Origin of the sequence: Termitidicoccus mucosus (assembly GCF_038725785.1) — a bacterium.
Lineage (GTDB): Bacteria > Verrucomicrobiota > Verrucomicrobiia > Opitutales > Opitutaceae > Termitidicoccus > Termitidicoccus mucosus.
This window is the reverse complement of the sequence record NZ_CP109796.1, coordinates 7,333,547-7,355,154: the sequence shown is the minus strand read 5'-3', so window position 1 is coordinate 7,355,154 and position 21,608 is coordinate 7,333,547. Positions and strand designations below refer to the sequence as shown.

Below are 21,608 nucleotides of genomic sequence, written 5' to 3'. Positions count from 1 at the left end.
CACAGCACGCCTGCATCCCTTTGGCATGGACCCCGCGCAGAGCGCCAAAGGCAAACTTCGTTCTTGCTAAACCGTTTTTGCTGCTTCATATTTCTTTAATTCCCGGGCACGGCAGCCCTTTGTCGTGCGCTCAACCGCAACCTCCTACCCTTCTGTCCAAAATGACTAAATGCCTCCGTCTCCTCGTCTGCATCGCCGCCTCCTTCGCTGCCGGGCTCATCTCCGCCCAAACTCCGGTCCTGCATTACGACTTCAACGAAGCCAGCGCGAAGAGCTATCCGAGCCAAGGCTCCGCCAAGGACGCCATCGCGGGCAAGGGCGACAAGCAGAAGGCCGGCGACGCGGGCTCCGGTGTTTCCGGCAAAAAAGCGGACCGCGCCTGGGACGCGACCGCCAACACCACCGCCGGCGCGGGCACTCCGGCCAACAACTCCCGCCTCGAAACCGCCGGCAGCCTTGCCGCGCTCGATTCGCTCGAGGCGTTCACCGTCGCGATGTGGTTCACCTCGGAACAGCCGCTCGACAGCGCCGTGCGTCTCTTTGGCAAAACCGACAGCGCCACGAAGCAGACCAACGGTTTTGTCCTGCGCACTTACGCCCCGAAAAAAATGAACGGCAAGACGGCTGTCGAACTCGGCATCGGCGACGGCAAGACCCGCGCCACCCTCGTCTCCGACTACTGCGACAAAGGGCGGGGGTTTAATATAACGGGTGCCAAAAACAAATGGGTGTTCCTCGCCGTGACCTGGGACGGCTCGATGGTGCGCTTCTACGCCGGCAACACCGATGAAAAGGTGACCGTCGCTGGCGCCCGTTCCTATAAAGGCAAAATGGCCCCCGCCACCGGCAAGCCGCTCATCCTCGGCAACACCTCCGGAAAAAATCGCGGGCTCGACGGGAAAATAGACAACTTCCGCATCTACAACACCGCGCTCGGCCTGGAGCAATTGGAACTGCTCCGCCAGTCCGACGCGGGCCAATAATCCGCCTCTTTCAATACTGCCCACCCGGGCCTTTAACTAGAACCGCAGCCGATGCAATATAACCCAATGGGTTACATCGCCGGCGCCAACGGATATCTTTCATCCGGCTGCGACATTATTAGAGCGTCTAACAAAATAACCGGCGCAAAGACGCGAAGAGGCAAATGATACCATCTCCGAACAGAATTTATATTTCAGGTAGGGCGAGGCGTCCCCGCCGAGCCGCGGCCCAGCCGGAGGCTTCGCCCTTCCTTGATATGTCTATAAATGACTGGGAAATAGTATGAAGTCTGTTTTAACACAGAGAACACAGAGCTCTGACACGGAGGGCACAGAGAGGGGAGATATCTTTTTCCAGTTTGGCCTCTGTGACCTCTGTGGGCCGCGCTCCGTGTCCTCTGTGTTAAAACAGACTTTCTCAATTTTTCCTTTTGATAGACGCTCTTGAACTGCGCTAATTTGCATTGCAGCACGCGGGCCCGGCCACCGTTCCGGATTTGCATGGTTTGTTGTTGTTGTTCGCATTGGACGGCGCATGTTTTCCGTCAGCAGGGACGCACGTCGATTTGCATTTTCCGAGCGACACGGAATGCGCGATGCGGCGGAGGTCGGTGGCGTCATCCTTGGTCAAGTCATCCGGCACGAAGGTCACGCCCGAGCAATCGACCCCGTAGAAGCCCTCGAAAAACACGCAGCCCGTCAGGTATCGCCCCGCGGCGTTGGCATGGATGGCATCGAGGCCGAACACCTGCTTGCCCTTCTTGTCTTTCGTCCAGCGCCAGCCGACATTGAGGCTGCCTTTCTGGTCGGGGACCCGGCCCGCGGGCGGGTTTTTGAAGTCGAAATCCGGATCGGGCCGATACTGCCAGCGCGGCGTGCCGCGCGCCGCCTGCATCGCGTCGCCCGAGGGCAGGATGCGCAACCCGTAGCGGGCGGAGAGCTCCTTGTAGGCCGCGCGCAGGCCGTCATACATTTTCTGCTGGGTGAAGCCGTCGTCTTTTTGAAAAAAGGGATGATCCTCGCGGTAGGCCCAGGTCTGGTGAATGACGATCTCGGCCTTGGGCGCGAGTTTGCGGACCGCGTCGATGATTTGCTTCGCGTAGGGCTCCTGATACTCCGGTTTGTAGCTGCGCTGGCTCCATTCCTGAATCGTGACGAAATCCCAGTCCACGGCGGCGAGCGCCTCGGGCAGGCTGACCTTGTCCTTGCCGGTGATGCCGAGCACGCCGGGGTTGTTGCGATAAGGACTGCCCTCGGGGTCGTCCGGGTTTGCGAGCGCAGCGTTCAGGTGGCGCGCATGACGCTCAAGAGAACAGCCGCCCAGGTTGGCGCGAAAAAGCACGAGCTTGCGCCCGGTGGATTCGACGATCTGCGGCAGGAACGAAGTCGCGTTATCCGCGAAACTGTTGCCGATGGTGAGCACCTTGGCGGCGTCGCGCGTCGCTGGCTTGCAGGCGGCGGTCGGCTGGGCGGCGAGGCCTGGGCCGAAACTAAAAACTCCCGCCAAAATGCACGCGAGAAACGCGGGGCGGCGCAGGAACAGGGCAAATACTTTCATCGCCGGCTAAAAAAACGCATGCCCGAAAGATTGCAAATGTGATTCCTGTTATACAAATTACTGGCAGCGCGCCGTCCCTCCCGGACGCCGTGGAACTTTTTCTTGCCCTGCGGACAGACCGCCGCTTGCCAACCGGCCGCATCCGGCATCACACTCCTGCCTTTGTCGTCACGCCATCAACCATGTCCGCGCCGCAGTCACAATCCGGGCCCGCCCCCGTCCTTCAACCGCTCTCGCTGGACGCCCTGCTCGACGCGCACCAAGTGCTCCTCGTGATCGACGCCGCCTCCGTGCGCGTGCAAACCGGCCTGCTTTCCCGGCGCGGCGGAGCGCGCTGGGAAACCGGCGACGCCGAGGCGGGCGCCGCGATTTTCGCCGGGGTGGAAAAACTTCTCGCCCGTGCGCGGCAGCGGCTCGACGACGTGGAGGCCTTTGTGTTTTGCGACGGTCCCGGCTCCGTGCTCGGCATCCGCACCGCGGCTGTCGCCATCCGCTCATGGAACGTGCTCCGCCCGCGTCCCGTGTATTCGTATTGCAGCCTCGAACTCGTCGCCCGCGCGCTCGCGCGCACCGAAAACGCCCGCGACTTCGCCGTCATCGCCGACGCGCGACGCGATACCTGGCACCGCGTCGCCGTCGATGCCTCGGGAAACATCTCCCCGCTCCAGCGCGTCCCTGCCAATGAACTTGGCGATGCCGACGCCGCCACGGCGCTCGTCATGCCGGACTATTTCCGCCACTGGTCCCCGCTCCCTGGCCCGGCGAAACGCGTCCGCACCGTCCCCTACGTTCTCGCCGACTTGCTCCCGCCGCTCGCCGACGCACCGCTCTTTGCGCCCGCGTCCGAGCCGGATGCGTTTCTCCACGAGGAACCGGCCTATAAAACCTGGACCCCGCAAATTCACCGGCGGCCCGCTGCGCGGGAAAGTGACAAGTGACAAGGGGCAAGTGACAAGAACAACACCCGCCCGCCGCGCTCCTTTCCCTTTCTTCGTATCCTCATCCCCCGCCACCTGCCACTTGCTACTTGCCACCTGATACTTGTCACTTTTTTCCCATGCCTCCTTTCAGCCAACTCCCGCTCCGTTGCTGGGCCGAAATCGACCTCGCCGCGCTTGAGCGCAATCTCCGCCTCATCCGCGCCTCGCTGCCTCCGCACATGCGCTACGTCGCCGTCGTCAAGGCCGACGCCTACGGCCACGGCCTCCCGCAGGCCGCCGCGCGCCTCATGCACGCCGGCGCCGACCTCTTCGCCGTCGCCAACCTCGCCGAGGCCGCCGCCCTTCGCGAAATCGGCCCCGGCTGGCCCATCCTCCTGCTCAGCCCCCTGCTTCCCGAGGAAGACCGCCACCTCGCCGACTACGACCTCATCGCCACCGTCTCCACCAGCGACGAGGTGCGCCGTTTCGACGCCGTCGGGCGCGCCAGCGGGCGTCCCGTCACCGTCCACCTGAAAATCGACACCGGCATGGGCCGCCTCGGCGTCTGGCACGAACATGCCGAAAAACTCTGCTCCGAGATTCTCGCCGCCCCGCACATTCGGCTCGGCGGTGTGTTCACGCACTTTGCCAGCCCCGACGAAAACCCCGCCTTCACCGCCGAGCAACGCCGCCGCTTCCTCAAGGCCCTCGCCTGCTGCCCGCGCCTCGATCTCTCGCAACTCTTCATTCATGCCGACAACAGCGCCGGCCTCGAAACCCTCGAGTCCGCCGGCCCGTTCAACGCCGTCCGCGTCGGCCTGCTCCAGTTCGGCATCGTGCCCCGCCGCGACTCGCTGCTCGCCCAGGTCCACACCGAGCCTGTCTTCAGTTTTCGCACGCGCGTCGGCATCGTGAAACAACTCCCGCGCGGCACCGGCATCAGCTACGGCAGCACGCACACGCTCGCGCGGGACAGCGCCATCGCCGTGCTCACGGCGGGTTACGGCGACGGCATCCCCCGCGCCGCCAGCAACCGCGCCCGCGTCCTCATCCGCGGAGCCCGCTGTCCCGTGCTCGGCCGCGTGACGATGGACCAGACCATCGTCGATGTCACCGACATCCCCGGTGTCGCAAGCGGCGACGAATGCGTGCTGGTCGGACGCCAAGGCGGCGCGGAGATTACCGTCACGGAATTCAGCCACTGGGCCGACACCATCCCGTGGGAAACGCTCTGCTCCGTGACCAAGCGCGTGCCCCGCCTCTACAAGACCGCGCTGGGTCTCTAAAAAAATCGTTCGGTTTTTATCTCACACAAAGACACGAAGGCACAACGTGCCGGGAAGTGCGCTGTTATGATTCATTCCTTTGTGCCTTGGCGCCTTTGTGTGAGATAAATGGTTCGATTTCCCAAAAACCCTCACCATTCTTTTACCCCGCTTCCTGAAACCACTTTGCTAAAGCGCCGTCTTCACCGGCATGGAAACGACCACCGTCTCCTCAACGTCACGGTCAGCCCGCCCGCCCGCCTCCGCGCTTCCCCCCGACGAGGCATGGCGGCCGTTCCCCGCCGCACAGTGGGACGCCGCCGCCGCGCGCCACCTTTTCCGGCGCGCCGCATGGTCCGCGCAACCCGCCGATATCAAGCGCGCCGTGGACGAAGGGCTGCCCGCCACGCTCGACCGCCTTTTTCCCGCCCAAATCGCCCTGTTCGATAAACCAAAGCCTGTTGTCGAATACGAAAACGGCATGCCGGAGCACGCCGCGCAACTCAAGGCCGCCGCCACGCCCGACGAAAAACGCGAACTCCAGAAAATCGCCCGCGAACGCTCGCGCCAGTCCCTCCAAAGCATGGCCGTGCAGTGGCTTTCCTTCGCCGCGCACCCGCGAATCTCCGCGCAGGAAAAATGGGTGCTCTTCCTCGGCGACATCTACGTCGTCAGCTACGAAAAGGTAAACCGCTCCGACCAGATCTGGGAGCATCACGACATCCTCCGCCGCCATTCGCTCGGCCCCGCCGCCACGCTGGCCAAGGCTGTCTCGCGCTCGCCCGCGATGATCCGCTATCTCGACCTCCAGGCCAGCAAGCGCGACGCGCCCAACGAAAACTTCGCCCGCGAGCTCTTCGAACTCTTCGTCCTCGGCGAAGGCAACTATACCGAAAAAGACATCAAGGAGGCCGCGCGCGCCTTCACCGGCTACCGCCTCGACAAGGACGGCGGATTTTATTTCGCCCCCAAGCAGCACGACAACTCCCCCAAGACCGTCTTCGGCCAGACCGGCGCGTTCACCGGCGACGACATCATCGACCTCGCCTTCCGGCGGCCCGCCGCCGCCACCTTCGTCCCGCGCGAGATGGCGCGCTTTTATTTGTCCGACCACCCCGTCGACGAAAACCAGCTCGCCGCGCTCGGCGCGTGGTGGGCCGGCCAAAAGCACGACCTCCGCGCCCTCGCCCATCGTTTCTTCGGCAGCCGCCTTTTCTTCGCGCCCGATTATCGCGGCAATTTCATAAAAAACCCGCTTCAATATTATTTCGGCCTGCTGCAGGACCTGCGCCTCGACGTCACGCCCGCGCCGCGCCTCACGGTCGCGCCGCTCCGCCAGATGGGCCTGCATATATACAACCCGCCCAATGTCCGCGGCTGGGTCGGCGGACGCTCCTGGATAAACTCCGCCACGCTCAGCGCGCGCCGCCAGTTTGCCCAGGGCCTCTTCACTCCCATCGACGAGAAGAAAATAAACGCCGACGAGAAGGTTGATTTCGACGCCGCGCACGCCGCCGGAAACGACCGCTTCACCGTCAACAACCAGGCCCTCCAGCGCTTCGTTGACATGACCCCGGAGCAGATCGCCGATATTTTTTTGCAGGTGTTTCTGCCCGTGAAAGTCTCCGCCGACTACCGCGAAAGCATCATCCGTCACCTCACCGGCGACGGCAACAAACAACCGTCGCGCATCCTCACCCGCATCCGCGACACCGCCATCACATTATTACAGTCGCCCGAATACCAACTCTGCTGATTTCCCATTCTCTTCGCGGTTATTTAATATATAAGGCAACTTATAAAAGTTCATTTTTAACAGCAAAGAACGCAAAAAGCGCGATGAAAATCCATGAGACTGAAACCATGCCATTGTATAATAACTCATGTCCATTCTTCGCGACCTTTGCCGCCTTTGCTGTTAATTTTAGAATTTCCCATGATTCCATTTCACGCCCCCTAGCGGTTAGATAAAAACCATCTCCCTTTATGAAAAATCAAAGCAATCCCCTTCCCACCACGCGCCGCGAATTTTTCAGGCTCGCCGGCGGCGGCATCGGGCTGCTCGCGTTCAGCCGGTTCGCGCCCTCGTTCCTCGTCCAGTCCACCCTCGCCGCCACGCCCGCGCCGGAACGCGACCGCAGCATCCTCGTCATCGTGCAGCTCGCCGGCGGCAACGACGGCCTCAATACCGTCATCCCCTTCGAGGACGCGCATTATTACCGCCTGCGCCCCACCCTCGCCATCGACAAAAAGGACGTCCTGCGCCTCTCCGGCACCCTGGGCCTGCATCCCGGCTGCACGGAACTCAACGCGCTCTTTCAGGAGGGCAAGCTCGGCATCGTGCAAAACGTCGGCTATCCCAACCCCAACCGCTCGCACTTCCGCTCCACCGAGATTTGGGAATCCGCCAGCGATAGCGACCGCTTCATATCCACCGGCTGGATCGGCCGCTTTCTCGACAACACCTGCGCCGGCGCGCCCGGCATCCCTGCAAACGCGGCCGAGGCCGACCCGCTCGCCGTCCATCTCAGCGGCGAGGTGCCGCAATCGTTTCTCGCCGGGCACACGCACTCCACCTTCGGCCTCAACCCCGCCCTGCTCCGCCGCCGCGGAAACAAGGACAACCTGAAATTCCTCGAAACCCTCGTCAATGAATCCGCCGGGGCCGACCCCGACGGCCATGACAACAACAGCTTCCTCAAGCAAACCATGATGGACGCGCTCGTCACCGAAAAGCGCGTCCAGAAAGTCTTGTCCGACTATAAACCCGGCGTCGCCTACCCCGGCAACAACTTCGCCCAATCCCTGCGCAACGTCGCCGGCCTCATCGCCGCCGGCCTCTCGACGCGCGTGTATTTCGTCTCCCTCGGCGGATTCGACACGCACTACAACCAGGCCACCACGCACCAGAACCTCATGCGCACACTCTCGCAGGGACTCGCCGCGTTTCAAAAGGACCTCGATGCGCACGGACTCTCCGACCAGGTCGTGACGATGACCTTTTCGGAATTCGGCCGCCGCCCGATGGAAAACGAAAGCAAAGGCACCGACCACGGCACGGCCGCGCCGCTCTTTGTGATGGGTTCGAAAATCAAAGGCGGCCTCCACGGCAGGCCACCCTCGCTCGACCTGAAGCGCAACCAGGACCTCGCCTTCAGCACCGACTTCCGCCAAGTTTACGCCACGATGCTTGACCGCTGGTTCAACTGCCCGACCGACGCCATCCTCGGCAAAACCTATCATCCGCTGGCATTCTTGTGACGGACGTTGCGCGGGTGCATTGGAGGGACGGCCTCCGTGCCGTCCGGTTTAGGTAGGGCGAGGCGTCCCGCCGAGCCGCGAGCGCCAACGGCTCGGCGGGACGCCTCGCCCTACCTAAAATATAAAGCTCGTTCAGAAATGGTATAACATCGCAGCTTGTGATATCAGGCGGCGGCGCCCGAGGTGGCGGGTGGCGGCGCCACGTTGATTTTTCACGCGATTTTGCCTCATTGCCGCGCGCCTCGCTTTACAGCGGCGGCGCGGCCTGCTCTGCTGCACGCGCATTATCCGATCCATGCTCCGCCACTCGTCCGCCTCCCTGCTCGCCACCGTCCTCCTCGCGTCGCTCGCCATGCTCGCCGGTTGCGGCAAACGCGAGACGCCCGTCGATGCCGCGCTCCGCACGCAAACGCTCCTCCTCGGCAACGGCGCCGAACCGCAGGACCTCGACCCGCAGATCATCACCGCCTACACCGATTACAACATCGTCATCGCACTCTTCGAGGGCCTCACGGTCTTCGACGAGGCGACCTCCGAGCCGGTGCCCGGCGCCGCCGCCCGCTGGGAGGTGTCCGACGACGGCCTCGCCTACACCTTCCACCTGCGCCCCGAGGCACGCTGGTCGAACGGCGATCCCGTCACGGCCGCCGACTTCGTCACCTCGTGGCAGCGCATGCTCTCGCCCGCGCTCGCCTCCGAATACGCCTACATGCTTTATCCGCTGGAAAACGCCGAGGCCTACAACACCGGCGCGCTCGCGGACTTCTCGCAGGTCGGCGCGCGCGCCCTCGATCCCCTCACGCTCCGGCTCACCCTCGCCCACCCCACCCCGCACCTGCTCGCGCTCCTCGCGCACACCGCCTGGTTTCCCGTCCATCCTCCCACCATTCTCAAGCACGGCAAACTCGACCAGCGCGGCACCGCCTGGACGCGCCCCGGCAACCTCGTCGGCAACGGCCCCTTCGTCCTCGCCGAGTGGTCGCCAAACAATCGCATCGTCGTCACGAAAAACCCGCTCTACTATGACGCCGAGCACACCCGCCTGCGCGCGGTCGTCTTTTTCCCCAACGACAACATCGCCACCGACGAGCACAACTTCCGCGCCGGCCAGGTCCACATCACCTACGATCTCCTCCCGGAAAAGATTCCCGCCTGGCGCCGCGCCGCCCCCGAATCCCTGCGCATCGACCCGCTCCTCGAAACCTTCTACCTCCGCTTCAACATAAAAGTCCCGCCCCTCGACCGGCCCGGGGTCCGCCGCGCCCTCGCGCTCGCCATCGACCGCGAAGTCATCTGCCGCGACCTGCTCCACGGCAGCCGCCAGCCCGCGCATTTTTTCACGCCGCCCAACACCGCCGGCTACACCTCCGCCGCCCGCGTGCCCACCGATTTCGACGCCGCGCGCCGCCTCCTCGCCGACGCCGGCTTCCCCGGCGGAAAAGGATTTCCCGTGCTCGAAATCCAGATGAACACCGACGCCGTGAACCAGAAGGTCCTGCAAGCCATCCAGGAAATGTGGCGCCGCGAACTCGGCATCAACGTCACGCTCGCCAACCGCGACTTCCGCGTCTATCTCGACCACCAGCGCACGATTGATTACCAGATCAGCCGCTCGCGCTGGGTCGGCGACTACAACGACCCCGGCACCTACCTCGACATGTTCGTGACCGATGGCGGCAACAACCAGACCCATTGGAGCAATCCCGACTACGACCGTCTCATCGCCGGGGCGAACCGCACGATGGACAGGCAGAAACGGGACGAACTCTTCCAGCGCGCCGAAGCCATCCTGCTCGACGGCGGACCCATCGCCCCGGTTTTTTTCGGCACGCGCGTCTTTCTCATCCATTCCGACGTGAAAGGCTGGACGCCGTCCCTTCTCGGCATCCACCGCTACCAGAACGTCTGGCTGGAAAGAAGTGACAAGTAACAAGTGGCAAGTATCAAGGGAGAGTCACCGCGATGTGTATCCGGCTTCTTGATACTTGCCACTTGCCGCCAGGCCCCTACTCGTCGCTCATCTTGAAGACGGCGGTGCGGGTGTCGGTTTTCCCGTCGGGACGCTCGCCGATGGAACGCACGGCGCGAAAGGCGGCCAGCGCGGACTGGTCAAACTCGGCGCTGCCGGAGGAGCGCGTCACGCGCACATTGCTCATCGCGCCGGTGGCCGAAAGCGTGAAGGAAATCGTGACGGAAAGGTGATCGCCGAGCCCGGTCGGTTTTTCGTGGGCGGCCTTGAGTTGCCGCTGGAGTTGCGCGAGGTACAGGCCGAGCAAATCCTGGTCGGCGGAACGGCTCAACACATTGCCGCCCGCGCCCTCGGCACTGCCGGTGCCGCCGGTCACGCCGCGCACCCTGATTTTCGGAACCGCGGCGGACTTGGCTCCGGAGGGTGCAGTCGCGCCGGTGGACTGGGCGCGCGTCCTGGCTTTGTTTTGTTGCTGAAACTCCTGCCAGCTCGTGGTCGATTGCCTTGGTTTTTCCGCGGGCTTCACGGGCGATTCGACCGGCTTCGGCGTGATCACCGGAGTCGGCTGCGCCACAACGGGCCGCACCGGCTGGACGACGGGCTGCGGCTCGGGCTCGGGCGCCTGGAGGGGCGTTTCGATGATCGGCACATCGGGCCGCTCAAAGCTGACGCCGGGCGACGGCGCGGGCGCCTCGGTGGCGGCGTAGTTGGTGCCCTCCCCGGCGACGAGTTCGAATATCTTGGGAGAATTGAGCTGCGCCTGCTGAAACACCATCGCGGACAACGCAATCGTGAGCACCACCGCGCCGTGCAGCACCAAGGAGGCTACATACGGGCCGGCGGAATGCGTCTGGGTTGTGGTCGTGGCGGACATCGCGAAGGCAAACAAACAACAACAAGCGCGTCCTGACAAGCAGCGGTTATTCGCAATGCGCGTTTTTTCGCGGGGGCGGCGAGGGCCGAGGGTTCGGGGGGAGCGCGCGCGTCCCGCGTGCAGGGCGCAATTCACCCCGAAGCGCCCGCCCTCTTTCTTCTTTCTTCTTTCCTCTTTATCTTCCGGGCGGTGGCTCTGGCGGGAGAAAGATAAAGAGGAAAGAAGAAAGAGGGCGGGCGCGATGTCCTCACTTTGAATCGTTTCGCGAGGCACGGGCGTGGGGCGAAATTGCCGGATTGCGACGGCGGCCTGTCCCGGGCATTGTGTCCGGTGCATTTCCAGAACGCCGATGTCCGCCTCGCCGCTGCCCGCCATCGTCCATCTCGATGCCGACGCGTTTTTCGTGTCGGTGGAGCAGTCGTTGAACCCGGCGCTGCGCGGGAAAAAGGTCGCGGTGGGCGGGCGCGAGCGCGGCATCATCTCGTCGGCGAGCTACGAGGCGCGCGCCTGCGGGGTTTATACGCCGATGCCGACGGCGCGGGCGTTGCGCGTGTGTCCCGACCTGATTCTCGTTCACCACGGCTCGGGTAAATACGGCGAGTATTCGCGGCGCATGTTTGATTTGTGCGAGGAGCTCACGCCGCTGGTTGAGCGCCGCTCGATCGACGAGGGCTACATCGACCTCGGGCCGCGCGGCCACGGGACGCAGGCGGAAATCGTGGCGGTGGCGGGCGGGTTGCAGCGGCGGATCTGGGACGAATTGCAAATCCCCGTCTCGCTGGGCGTGGCGACGAACAAGCTCGTGTCGGCCGTCGCGAGCAAGCTGCAAAAACCGCACGGTTTCGTCGTGGTGCCGCCCGGCGGCGAGGCGGAGTTTCTCGCTCCGCTCGACATCGGCCGGCTGCCGGGCGTCGGCCCGAAGACCGAGGCGTCGCTCAAGGCCCTGGGCATCGCCCGCGTGGCGGACATCCTGGCGCGCGGCGAGGCGGAGTTGCAGGCGATCTTCGGGAGCGGCTGGCTCGAAATGCTCGCGGCCGCGCGCGGCGAGGACGACAGCCCGGTGGAGACGGAGCACGAGGAGGCGAAATCGTATTCGCAACAGGAGACCTTCGCCCGCGACATCGGCGACTTTGAGGAAATCGAGCGCGTCGCGAAGGGCATGATCGACGCGCTCATGCCGCAAATCCGCGCCGACGGGAAACGCGTGCGCACGGTCACGGTGAAGGCGCGGTATCCAAACTTTGAACACGCCTCGGCCGCGCACACCCTGCCGGAATCGTCGGACCTGGAAACGGCGTTTTATCCGTGGGTGGCCCCGCTGCTGCGCAAGGCCTGGACGAAGCGGCGCCCGTTGCGGCTGGTGAGCGTGAAGCTGTCGGGCGTCGATGACGGGCCGCGCCAGCTGGATTTGTTTGGCGCGGCGGACGACGAACGGCGGAAGCGCCTGGCCAGCGCGGTGGACGTGCTCAAGGCGCGGCGCGGCGACGGCGCGGTGATGCGCGGGGCGCAGTTGCGCGGGCCGGGGCGGGAGCGCGGGTGAAGGTGCGAAATGCGGCGGCTTGCGCGGCGCGGGCTTGAGAAATTTTCCACGCCGCGCAAGCTGCCGCGTCATGCCGATCTACGAGTATTATTGCCCGGACAACTACACCATCTACCAGTTTTTCGCCAAGACGCTCGCGCAGGGACAAACCATCCCCCAATGCCCCGACAACCCGAAATGGCGCATGGAAAAAATGGTCTCGTCGTTTGCAGTCATGAACCGCGCGAAAAAGTCGGCCGCCGCCGCGCCGGATGCCCCCGGCGAAGGCGGCGAGCCCGCCTCGGACGATCCGCGCATGGAGGCGGCGATGGATGCCATGGAACGCGAGTTTGCCCATGTCGACGAAAACGACCCGCGGGCGATGGCGCGCATGATGCGCCGCATGGCCGAGCTCACCGGCGAAAAAATCGACGGACAGATGGAGGATGTCGTGCGCAAACTCGAGGAAGGCGCCGACCCGGAATCGCTGGAAGACGAACTGGGCGACGCCGACGACGGGGCCATGGACGATGCCGGAGGCGCTGACGGCGCGGAGGGCGGCCCGCCGGACGGGATTGCAAAGAAAGAGGGACGGTTTCGCTTCAAAATCCGCCGCCGCCTGCCCGCCCGGCGCGATCCGAAACTGTATGATTACGACGAGGATTGAGTTGCGTTTGTCGGGACGGCCCCACAGGTTGACCGGCTTACTCGGCACAAAACGCCGGATAGTGTGACTAACAGACCTTCCTCAAACCGCATGAAATCAAAACGCTCCCTGCTGACTCTCATCCTTGCGCTTGGCTTGGCCTCCGGACTTTGCGCCCAAACTCCCGCGCCGGCTCCCGCCGCCGATGCCGCTCCCGCCGCGCCGAGGCTTTCCGAAGCGCAATTGCTGGAGGTCTTCGGCTGGTTCATCGGCAAACAAAACGGACTGGAGGAACTTGGTTTTTCCGAGGAACAGGTGACCGCGCTGGCGAGGGGCATGCAACTCGCCCGTGAAGGCAAGGAAGCACCGGTGACGCTGGAGGCGGCCGGCCCGCAATTGCAGGAATTTCTCGGTGCCAGGCAGGAGGCGTATCTCGCCAAACTGAAGTCCGACAACATGGCGATTTTCGAGACCCTCAAGGGCAAGCCCGGCGTGGTCTTCCTTCCCAGCGGAGTGGCCTACGAAATCCTCACGCCGGGCGAAGGCGTGTATCCCAAACCCGAGGATACCGTGAAGGTTCACTACACCGGCACGCTGATCGACGGCACCAAGTTCGACAGTTCGGTGGATCGCGGCGAACCCGCCTCGTTCGTGCTCAACGAGGTCATTCCCGGCTGGACCGAGGGCATGCAGAAGATCAACAAGGGCGGAAAAATCAAACTCTACATCCCCGCCGAGCAGGGTTACGGCGCGACGCCGCGCCAAGGCTCCGGCATTCCGCCGAATGCGACTTTGATTTTCGAGGTCGAGTTGCTGGATGTGACTCCTCCGCCGCCGCCCGCTCCCGCCGCCGCCTCCGGCACGAGCGCCCCCGCGGCACAATAAAACGCCGCGAACACGGCAGGAACCCCGCGATTATTTTCCGCAAACCAGACGCCCCGGCAAAAATGCCGGGGCGTTTTGCGTTTGGAACGACGACGCCCCGGTGACGACAAAAGCGCATGATGACCGCCGTGAACTCGCGATGAATCATACCATTTCCGACCGAAATTTATATTTTTAGGTAGGGCGAGGCGTCCTCGCCGAGCCGCGTCTCAGCCGGAGGCTTCACGCTACCTTGATAAGTCTATAAACGGCTCGAAAATGGCATCAGTGAAGACCTGGAGTTTGTCCGGGGCCGCAAGCCTGCCTGATAATCTGCCTCGTCGTCGTCGGGCCGTCCACGGTCAGTTTTCCGTCGGGCGCGATTTCAATCCGGTCGATAAACACCATCCGTTTGTCGCCAGTCGTTGTGGTGCGCCCGTGATACACGCAATACATCGTGCCATCGGCGTGGGTGAAAACCATGTTGTGTCCCGTGCCGGTGACATCGCCGCCCCGGTCCGTGTTCTTTTGCAGGACGGGATTGTTGCCGGCCTTCCGGAACGGCCCGAGCGGGTTATCCGACGTGGCGTAGCCCACGGCATAATTCTTGCCGCCGAAATAATTCGCGGAATACATCATGTAATAAGTGCCGTTTTTCTTGAATACAAACGAACCCTCCGTCCAGCGGCGGTTGACCTCGCGCGAGGTGACGGACCGGCTTTCCCACTCGGCCTGTTTGTCGTCCATCCTCACGGGCGGGCGCAGCAGCAACTCCGGCTCGCCGATGATGCCGGAGAAATCGGGTTTGATTTCCACGCCATACACCCAGCTTTCCTCGATTTCCTGAAACCAGCCTTGCTTTCTGGCCCAGTCCGCGATCTCGCTTGCGACCGGATTTTTATAACAGCAGCGTGAATAATACAAATACACGCGCCCGTTTTCAAAGTGGAGATTCGCGTCGATGATGGGATAGCCGGGGTCGAAGATTGGGCGGTTCATCAAATCTTTGAACGGACCGTCCGGACTGTCCGCCACGGCGACGCCGATGCGGAAGTTTTCCAGTTCATTGGCCGGGTTCTCCTTCCAATCGGCGCTGAAAAGCATATAGTATTTCCCTTTGATCTCATAGACCTCCGGCGCCCAGAAATTTTTCAGCGTCCAGGATTCCGGCAGCGCGCCTTCATAAACACGCCCAAGTTCCGCCCAATGCGCCAGGTCGTCGGATACGCAGGCGCGAAACCCTTTTTCATTCTCGGATGTTCCGTACATGTAGTATTTCTCATCGGAGGCGCGGAGAATGAACGGGTCGCCGAATGCGACATCAAGCGGGTTTTTATACGCGACGGCAGCCGACTCACCCCCGCCGCGGGAGATGCAAGGCAAGGCAGAGGCCGCGGTCATTGCGCAGAGTGCGATTGTATATAATATCCTCATATCAACGGTAAGGGGATGCAGCGCCATGCTGCGATTATTCGTTTGCAGGAACCCGTGTCGAGGGCGGCCCCATGTAGGAGCGCTTCATGCCGCCGAGGTCGATTACGAACTTCTGGAGAACGATGCCGGGGGTGCCGCAAATCACCCTCAACGTGTGCTTTCCTGGCTTGGAAATGTAGAGCGTGGTTTTCCTGATCGCGCAATTGCGCAACACACTTTCATACCAGTCTTTCGCATATTCAAACGACGAGGATGTGGGCGTGAGTATCGCGCCGTCATCGATGCAGATGCCGAAGCGTGTATGGACGTTCGTGGTCTCGTGACCGGCGAAATTGGGATCCTCGAATATCGGGAAGGTCGGGAGCGCATAGGTGTACACATCCACCGGGCCGGCGTGGAAGGTATAGAAATCGTATTCGAGGCTGGGGGATTTCAGGTTGCTCGGACGCTCCATGGACTGGATGGGATTGCCGAGCTGCACGCATTTGTCTTCGTAACCGAGATTGTGGATGGCGCGCATTTTGATTCTCCCATTTTCCGTTTTGCGGGCGTATCCGTTGGCGGGGATTGAGACACAGCCGTTGTCCTCGACATAGAGGCCGCCGATTTCCGCGCGTGCCGGTGTCGCGGGATTGAAGGCGGAGACCAGGACCTGCCGTTTGATGTTATTGGCGGCGATTTCGATTGTGCCGAGGAGGTTTTCCTCTCCGGCGGGAACTTTGCTCCAATCAATTGCCACCATGATGCGGTCTTCGGTCGCGGTGGCGCCGGCGTTTCTGCTGACAACAATCCACGGGGCGGACGTGGTGAGTGTCCACGCGAGCGGCTGGGCGCTTTTGTTGTAGACATCCACGTAGTAGGCGCGGGTGAGGTAGGGATTGAAGCACGGGAGCGCATTGTAACTGCGGGTGCCGAGCTGGACGTCCTCGCCTTCGGCCTGGATTCCGAAAGCGGGTTCGGCGAGAAGCTCTACAGTTTCAGTCGGGGGAAGCTCATGGTAGGTCGTGGGGCCGCCCATGCGCAGGGACATCATGCCGTTCCATTTGCCGCCGAGCTGGTTGTTGTAAATGGCGGTGAGGGTCTTGAGCTCTTCGTAGTATTTTCTCACCTCGTCGCGGATCTCGTTGGTCGCGGCGCGGCCTTGCCTGGCGTAGATGCGGTTTTTCTGCGCATTGAGGTGCACTCTGTTCATGAGTTCGGCGCCGCGCACGGGGTAATAGACCAGTTGGAAAAAGGCGGGCTGTTGCTCTTTTGGCAGGGCGTTCATGAGGCGGTCGGCGGCTTTTCCGATACGGTCGTAGTCGGCGAGGCGTTTTTCGGCCTCTTTGTAGTTGGAAAACGAATACTCGGTGTCGGTAACGCGTTCATGGCGGCTTTGGTCGACGTTCCATTCATAGCCCCAGCCCATGAGCTCGGGTTTTCGGGAGAAGGCGAGACGGTAGAAGGTCGACGTGATGTTGAGGTAATCGCGGTAGCTTTCGGCGTTGAAATTTTTTGCAAGCCATCTGGCGTGATGATTGGCGATGTTGTCGTAGTTGAAGGCATTGATGTTCCAGGCCATGTCGATGAAGAGCTGCAGGTGGAACTCGCAGGATTTTATGTCGCCTACGTTGAGGAGCCAGATGCGGTCGGCGGTGGTGTCGTAGGCCTTCCGCAATTCCTCATACATGAGCGCAGGCGAGGTGCTGCCCATCCAGAGGTAGTCGTGCGGTTTGCCGAGATAGGAAACGTGATAATACACGCCCGAACGCCCCGGGCGCTTTTGCTCGGCGGGATTGCTGAGGCGTTTCATGTATCCGTAGTTGTCGTCAGCCCAGACGATGGTGACGTCGTCGGGCACCTTCAGGCCTCGCGAATACACATCGAGAACTTCTTTGTAGGGAAAGAAGGCCTGCGGGACATCGGTGAGCGTTTTTTTCAAAACATCGGTCAGTATCTGGCGCTGGTCGATGAGCGCGGATTCCATGAGGCGCACGCGATCATCCATGTTGGCGCTGCCTTGCATCGCCGCGTCGTGCAGGCCGCGGAGGGCGAGCGTATAGACGTTTTCGTATTTGCCGTTATCCTTCACGCGCTTGCGGAGCACGCTGTTGATGGTGTCGCTGTTGGTTGCATAGTTCCAATCCCCCATCGTTTTTTTATCCCATTCCGTCGCGTTGTTGAAGAGAAGCGGCTCGCAATGAGTGGACCCCATGACAATGGCGTAACTGTTGGCGATTTCCGCATTTTCGGGAAACTTGTTAAACGGATGCGACGATCCATGCATCGCCGGGCAAAGGTAGTTCGCTTTCAGACGGAGAAGAAGTTCGCATACTTTTTCGTAGGTTTTGGGGCCGATTTTGACGCCGGGCTCGAATGTGTTTTTTGCCCAATTCGCGAGTCCCCAGTCCTCGTCGTTGATAAAGATACCGCGATATTTCACGGTCGGCGGCTTCGATGTGGTCTTGTTTACCTGAAGAATGATCTCGGTTTTCTTCGCAGCCGGAACGTCCGCCCACCAATACCATGGCGATACGCCGATGAGTTCGGAAATCGAGAGGAGACCGTAGGCTGCGCCGCGCCGGTCGCTGCCTGCGACGACAAGCGCGGTCTTGATGCCGGGTTGGGGGTCGCGAAGGAGCTGGATGGTGTAGCATTCCCACGCGCCGCGGAGCGCGTCGGTGTCGGAGAGTTTGCCTTCGGACGCCCAGCGGTCGATGAGTGCGTTTTGGCCGAGTGTGCCCACGACGACGCAATTTTCAACGGGCTTGGTGCCGACGGAGACGGTTTTGTCGGTAACGCGTTGTATATCGTCGGCGAAGAGGCGGGCGGATTTCTTCACGACTTCGGCATCCTTTGAATCATAGACGATGACGGTTTTGACGGAGTCGTGCCGGAGAGCGAAGACGTTAGGTTCATCAAGGGCAGACGTGAGGGTGACTTGGGCGCGGACGGATTGCGCGCCGAAAAGCGATGCGGCGACGAGAAGGAAAATTGTCCGTAGAAATTTTAAATGGGTCATGACGGTTTATTAAAAAAATTGGAGCTCGCTTGCGCCTTAACGGGCGGAGAAGCGATATATGGTTACTGTTTCGTAACGCTGCCCGGGTCTCAGGATTGTGTTCGGAAAGTTCGGCCGGTTGGGCGAGTCGGGAAAGTGCTGGGTTTCCAGCGCGAACGCGGTGCGATAGGTGTAGGGTTTGTTGCTCTTGCCGATGTTGCTGCCGTCAAGAAAGTTGCCGCAATAAAATTGGATGCCGGGCTCCTGGGTCAGGATTTCCATCGCGCGACCAGTCATGGGTTCATATACTTCGGCCGCTTTCACGAGATCGCCAGAGCGTTTGGGCGAGTCGCGGTCGACAACGAAGTTATGGTCGTAGCCGTTGCCAAACATGAGCTGTTCGTTGGCTGCATCGATGCGTTCGCCGATGGCGTGCGGCGTGGTAAAATCAAAAGGCGTGCCGGCGACGGGAACGATTTCGCCGGTCGGGATGAGGCCCTTGTCAACGGGTGTGTATTTCGAGGCGTTGAGCGTGAGGATGTGGCTGAGGATCGTGTCGCCGCCCTCACCCGCGAGGTTGAAGTAGGAGTGATTCGTGAGGTTGACCGGCGTGGCCTTGTCGGTCGTGGCGGAGTATTCGAGGCGGAGTTCGTTGGCGTTGTTGAACCAATAGGTGACAGTGACATCGAGATTGCCCGGAAAGCCTTCCTCGCCATCCGTGCTCACGTAATGAAGCCTGAGCCCTGCAGCGTCCTTTTCCATTAGCGGCGTGGCGGACCAGAGTACTTTGTCGAAGCCGACATTGCCGCCGTGGAGCGTGCAAGGGATGCCGCCGGGGTCATTGTTGGTGGCGAGCTTGTAGGTCTTGCCGTCGAGTGTAAACCTGCCGTGCGCAATACGGTTGCCATAGCGGCCGATGAGCGCGCCGAAATAAGGCGAACCGGCGGCGTATTTGCCCGCATTTTCATAACCCAGCGCGATGTCAGCCATGCTGCCCCCGCGGTCCGGGACAACGATGCGCACGACAATGCCTCCGTAGTTTGTGATCGCGACCTGGGCGCCTTGGGAATTAGTCAGCGTGTAGAGTTGCGCCGCACGACCATCGGGCAGGGCTCCGAACGCAGTCATGGTGATTGCCGGTTGTGCGGCAGACAATGCGGTCACGATGGCAGTCGTAACAAGTACGGCACAGGAAATGACGCAGAGCTTGTTCAATTTCATAGTGTTTTGGAACAGAGGCATGATTTTTATCAAGAAGGGTCTTTTGTGTCGGAAATACCTGAGCGTTTCTGAAAGTAGTCATTTATCGAGCGCTGCCATTCTTCAGCGTAGCCGATTTGTTCGGATAACTTTTTCCGGACTTGCTGGTAACGCTCCTTGTCTATGCGTCCACGCAGGGTTTCCCAACGCCTCAGAAAATCACGCGCGGCGGCCACACCTTCATTGTGCCTGTCATAAAATGCCTGTATAAGCGTCGCGCCATCCTTGAGTTTGTAAGTGTAAGGGAGATGGTGGAAAAATAATAAAAGTTCTTCCGGGCAGGTTTCCGGCTTTTCATATCTGGAACGCCAGGGCTCGGAAAATTGTCCGGCATAACCCGAGCCTTTTGCGACATTGCGGTTGGTTCCCATCCCTTTGGAATCCGCATTGTGAACGGAACCGCGCCCGGCCGGATCGGGAGAAAAATGTTTGTTTCGGTCGGACAGCATTCCGATGCCGAACGGCGTTGTATAATTTTCATAGGCGGGCCATGAATCGCGCAAAATCGAGACTATGGTTTTCTCGGCGACCGGATCGCGCCCGAACGTGAGTCTTGTCCAATCCGATGCGATCGCATCCGGCGAAGTGTCCGGATTCCAAGCGAGGCGCCCAAAGGCATACGTGTTGGCCTGGGCCAGCAGATGACCGGTCCAGTTGGGCGAGTCAGTTATATTCATCACACCTGCGATGGCGCCGGTTGTATTCCACATGCGCATATCATTTTTTTCGCCCTTCAGCGGAAAACGCAGCACATCCGACCACATTTGCGCAAGGAAACACACATGCTTGTCCTGCCCTGTATATTCCTGGGTGATTTGAAATTCGCCTGCGAGCGCGGTGCGGGGCATCGCGCCGAAAAGAGTCGAAATGGGTTCGCGCACCTGAAAATCGACAGGGCCGTTTTTGACCTGCAAAAGCACGTTTTTATCAAAGCGCCCGTCAAGCGGCTTGAACTGATTATAGGCCTGCGGTGTGCGGTCGCCCCTTGCATTATATACAAATGCGCGCCAATATACAAATCCGCCGTGCGGCGCGAGCGCCTCGGCAAGCATGTTTGCTCCCTCGGCATGCGTGCGTTTGTATTTGAGCGGTCCGGGCTCGCCTTCGGAATCGGCCTTGACTAGGAAGCCGCCGAAATCCGGTATCGTTTTGTATATTTCCGCCGCCTTGGCCTGCCACCATTTGCGCACGCCCGGGTCCAGCGGGTCAGCGGTATCCAGCGAACCCACGATCATGGGGCTGAAAAAATTAACCGATATGTATAATTTTACTCCGTAAGGCCGGAGCACGCCGGCCAGCGCCGAGAGTTTGGGCAAATACTCAGGGGTCAGGAGCCTCCAGCCTTCAAGGTCATTTTTGGCCGTGTTGACGTTATTGACGGCAACCCCGTTGAGCCCCATCGCCGCGAGCAAACGCGCCCAGTCGTGCAATCGCGAGTCAATGCGTTTCGGCAATTCGCCCCAGTTGAATATACTTTTCCCGCCATAACCGCGCTCTATGGAGCCCCTGACAGGATTATCCCAATGGTTGGCAAGGCGGTGACGCAGTTTGGGCGCGTCGGCAAGATGCATTTCCTCCAGCGGTTCGCCGAGTTGCAGTGTGCGCAGCAATGAAAACGTCCCGTATAATATGCCCCGTGTCGTGTTTGCCGCAATGACTGTCGCCGGGCGTCCCTCCCACGAGCCGGTGCGCACTACAAAGCCTTCGTCACCCACGCCGGCAAGTTCATCGCTGCCGATGAGCGTTGCGATTGCCGGATGGTCATCACGCCCGCCCAAGTAAATGCATCCGGCTCTGGCATTGTTTGCTTGAAATGCCTTCCCGAGAATCACCGGAAGCGCGCGCTTGAGTTCCGCGTGGGCAGCTCCGTCCTTGAGCGCCTCCGGTGCGGCGATCCCGCCTCCGCAATATTGCATATATTCGTTGCGGCGGACGACGTTTTCTTCAAACCGGTAACGCAACCAGAGTTCGTAACCGTTCTCGGCATGCACAAGACTGCCGCCGCATAAAAACGCAATGATTGCAAAACAGATGCGATGCATTATGTGTGTCTGTAATCGTAAGCGTGTGTTCAT

General features: G+C 61.2%; 15 protein-coding genes. 9 read left to right on the top strand and 6 right to left on the bottom strand.

Annotated features, from left to right (window positions below; all coding sequences use genetic code 11):
- The first annotated feature begins 161 nt into the window (after positions 1–161).
- Positions 162–983: a LamG domain-containing protein gene (locus tag OH491_RS25745; RefSeq protein ID WP_068768396.1), complete on the top strand. Its 822-nt coding sequence runs from the start codon at positions 162–164 to the stop codon at positions 981–983.
- Between the two features lie 454 nt (positions 984–1,437).
- On the opposite strand, the gene OH491_RS25740 is transcribed toward OH491_RS25745, so the two are convergent.
- Positions 1,438–2,541, bottom strand: coding sequence for a DUF4886 domain-containing protein (locus OH491_RS25740; protein ID WP_068768397.1), 1,104 nt, complete (start codon positions 2,539–2,541; stop codon positions 1,438–1,440).
- Between the two features lie 182 nt (positions 2,542–2,723).
- Here OH491_RS25740 and OH491_RS25735 point away from each other — a divergent pair, with 182 nt between their 5' ends.
- From OH491_RS25735 to OH491_RS25715, 5 genes are all read left to right on the top strand, one after another.
- Positions 2,724–3,479 (top strand): hypothetical protein, encoded by a 756-nt coding sequence (locus tag OH491_RS25735; RefSeq protein WP_068768398.1) that lies wholly within the window; start codon positions 2,724–2,726, stop codon positions 3,477–3,479.
- Positions 3,480–3,598: 119 nt separating this feature from the next.
- On the top strand, positions 3,599–4,747 hold the full coding sequence (gene alr / locus OH491_RS25730; protein ID WP_068768399.1) for an alanine racemase: 1,149 nt from the start codon (positions 3,599–3,601) through the stop codon (positions 4,745–4,747).
- Between the two features lie 190 nt (positions 4,748–4,937).
- Positions 4,938–6,482: a DUF1800 domain-containing protein gene (locus tag OH491_RS25725; protein WP_068768400.1), complete on the top strand. Its 1,545-nt coding sequence runs from the start codon at positions 4,938–4,940 to the stop codon at positions 6,480–6,482.
- A 230-nt stretch (positions 6,483–6,712) separates the two neighbouring features.
- Positions 6,713–7,987, top strand: a complete 1,275-nt coding sequence (locus OH491_RS25720; protein ID WP_068768401.1) for a DUF1501 domain-containing protein — start codon at positions 6,713–6,715, stop codon at positions 7,985–7,987.
- 295 nt (positions 7,988–8,282) lie between these two features.
- Entirely contained in the window at positions 8,283–9,917 is a 1,635-nt protein-coding gene (locus tag OH491_RS25715; protein WP_068768402.1) for a peptide ABC transporter substrate-binding protein, read from the top strand.
- Between the two features lie 76 nt (positions 9,918–9,993).
- Here OH491_RS25715 and OH491_RS25710 read toward each other — a convergent pair whose 3' ends face one another.
- A complete protein-coding gene (locus tag OH491_RS25710; protein ID WP_068769718.1) occupies positions 9,994–10,830 on the bottom strand; it encodes a TonB family protein in 837 nt (278 codons plus the stop codon).
- A 349-nt stretch (positions 10,831–11,179) separates the two neighbouring features.
- Between OH491_RS25710 and dinB the strand changes: the two genes are divergently transcribed.
- The 3 genes from dinB (at position 11,180) to OH491_RS25695 (ending at position 13,880) form a co-directional block, all read left to right on the top strand.
- Positions 11,180–12,370, top strand: coding sequence for a DNA polymerase IV (gene dinB, locus OH491_RS25705; protein ID WP_068768403.1), 1,191 nt, complete (start codon positions 11,180–11,182; stop codon positions 12,368–12,370).
- 70 nt (positions 12,371–12,440) lie between these two features.
- Positions 12,441–13,016 (top strand): FmdB family transcriptional regulator, encoded by a 576-nt coding sequence (locus OH491_RS25700; protein WP_068768404.1) that lies wholly within the window; start codon positions 12,441–12,443, stop codon positions 13,014–13,016.
- 90 nt (positions 13,017–13,106) lie between these two features.
- Positions 13,107–13,880, top strand: coding sequence for an FKBP-type peptidyl-prolyl cis-trans isomerase (locus tag OH491_RS25695; RefSeq protein ID WP_068768405.1), 774 nt, complete (start codon positions 13,107–13,109; stop codon positions 13,878–13,880).
- Positions 13,881–14,144: 264 nt separating this feature from the next.
- Here the strand turns inward: OH491_RS25695 and OH491_RS25690 are convergent, their stop codons facing one another.
- From OH491_RS25690 to OH491_RS25675, 4 genes are all read right to left on the bottom strand, one after another.
- The gene (locus tag OH491_RS25690) at positions 14,145–15,260 is read right to left on the bottom strand and encodes a glycoside hydrolase family 43 protein (RefSeq protein ID WP_334318959.1); all 1,116 of its coding nucleotides are present in this window, start codon (positions 15,258–15,260) and stop codon (positions 14,145–14,147) included.
- A 67-nt stretch (positions 15,261–15,327) separates the two neighbouring features.
- Positions 15,328–18,294, bottom strand: coding sequence for a glycosyl hydrolase 115 family protein (locus OH491_RS25685; RefSeq protein WP_084441768.1), 2,967 nt, complete (start codon positions 18,292–18,294; stop codon positions 15,328–15,330).
- A 36-nt stretch (positions 18,295–18,330) separates the two neighbouring features.
- Positions 18,331–19,401 (bottom strand): aldose epimerase family protein, encoded by a 1,071-nt coding sequence (locus tag OH491_RS25680; protein ID WP_334318960.1) that lies wholly within the window; start codon positions 19,399–19,401, stop codon positions 18,331–18,333.
- A gap of 122 nt (positions 19,402–19,523) precedes the next feature.
- The gene (locus OH491_RS25675; RefSeq protein ID WP_084441769.1) at positions 19,524–21,575 is read right to left on the bottom strand and encodes an alpha-glucuronidase family glycosyl hydrolase; all 2,052 of its coding nucleotides are present in this window, start codon (positions 21,573–21,575) and stop codon (positions 19,524–19,526) included.
- Positions 21,576–21,608 lie beyond the last annotated feature (33 nt).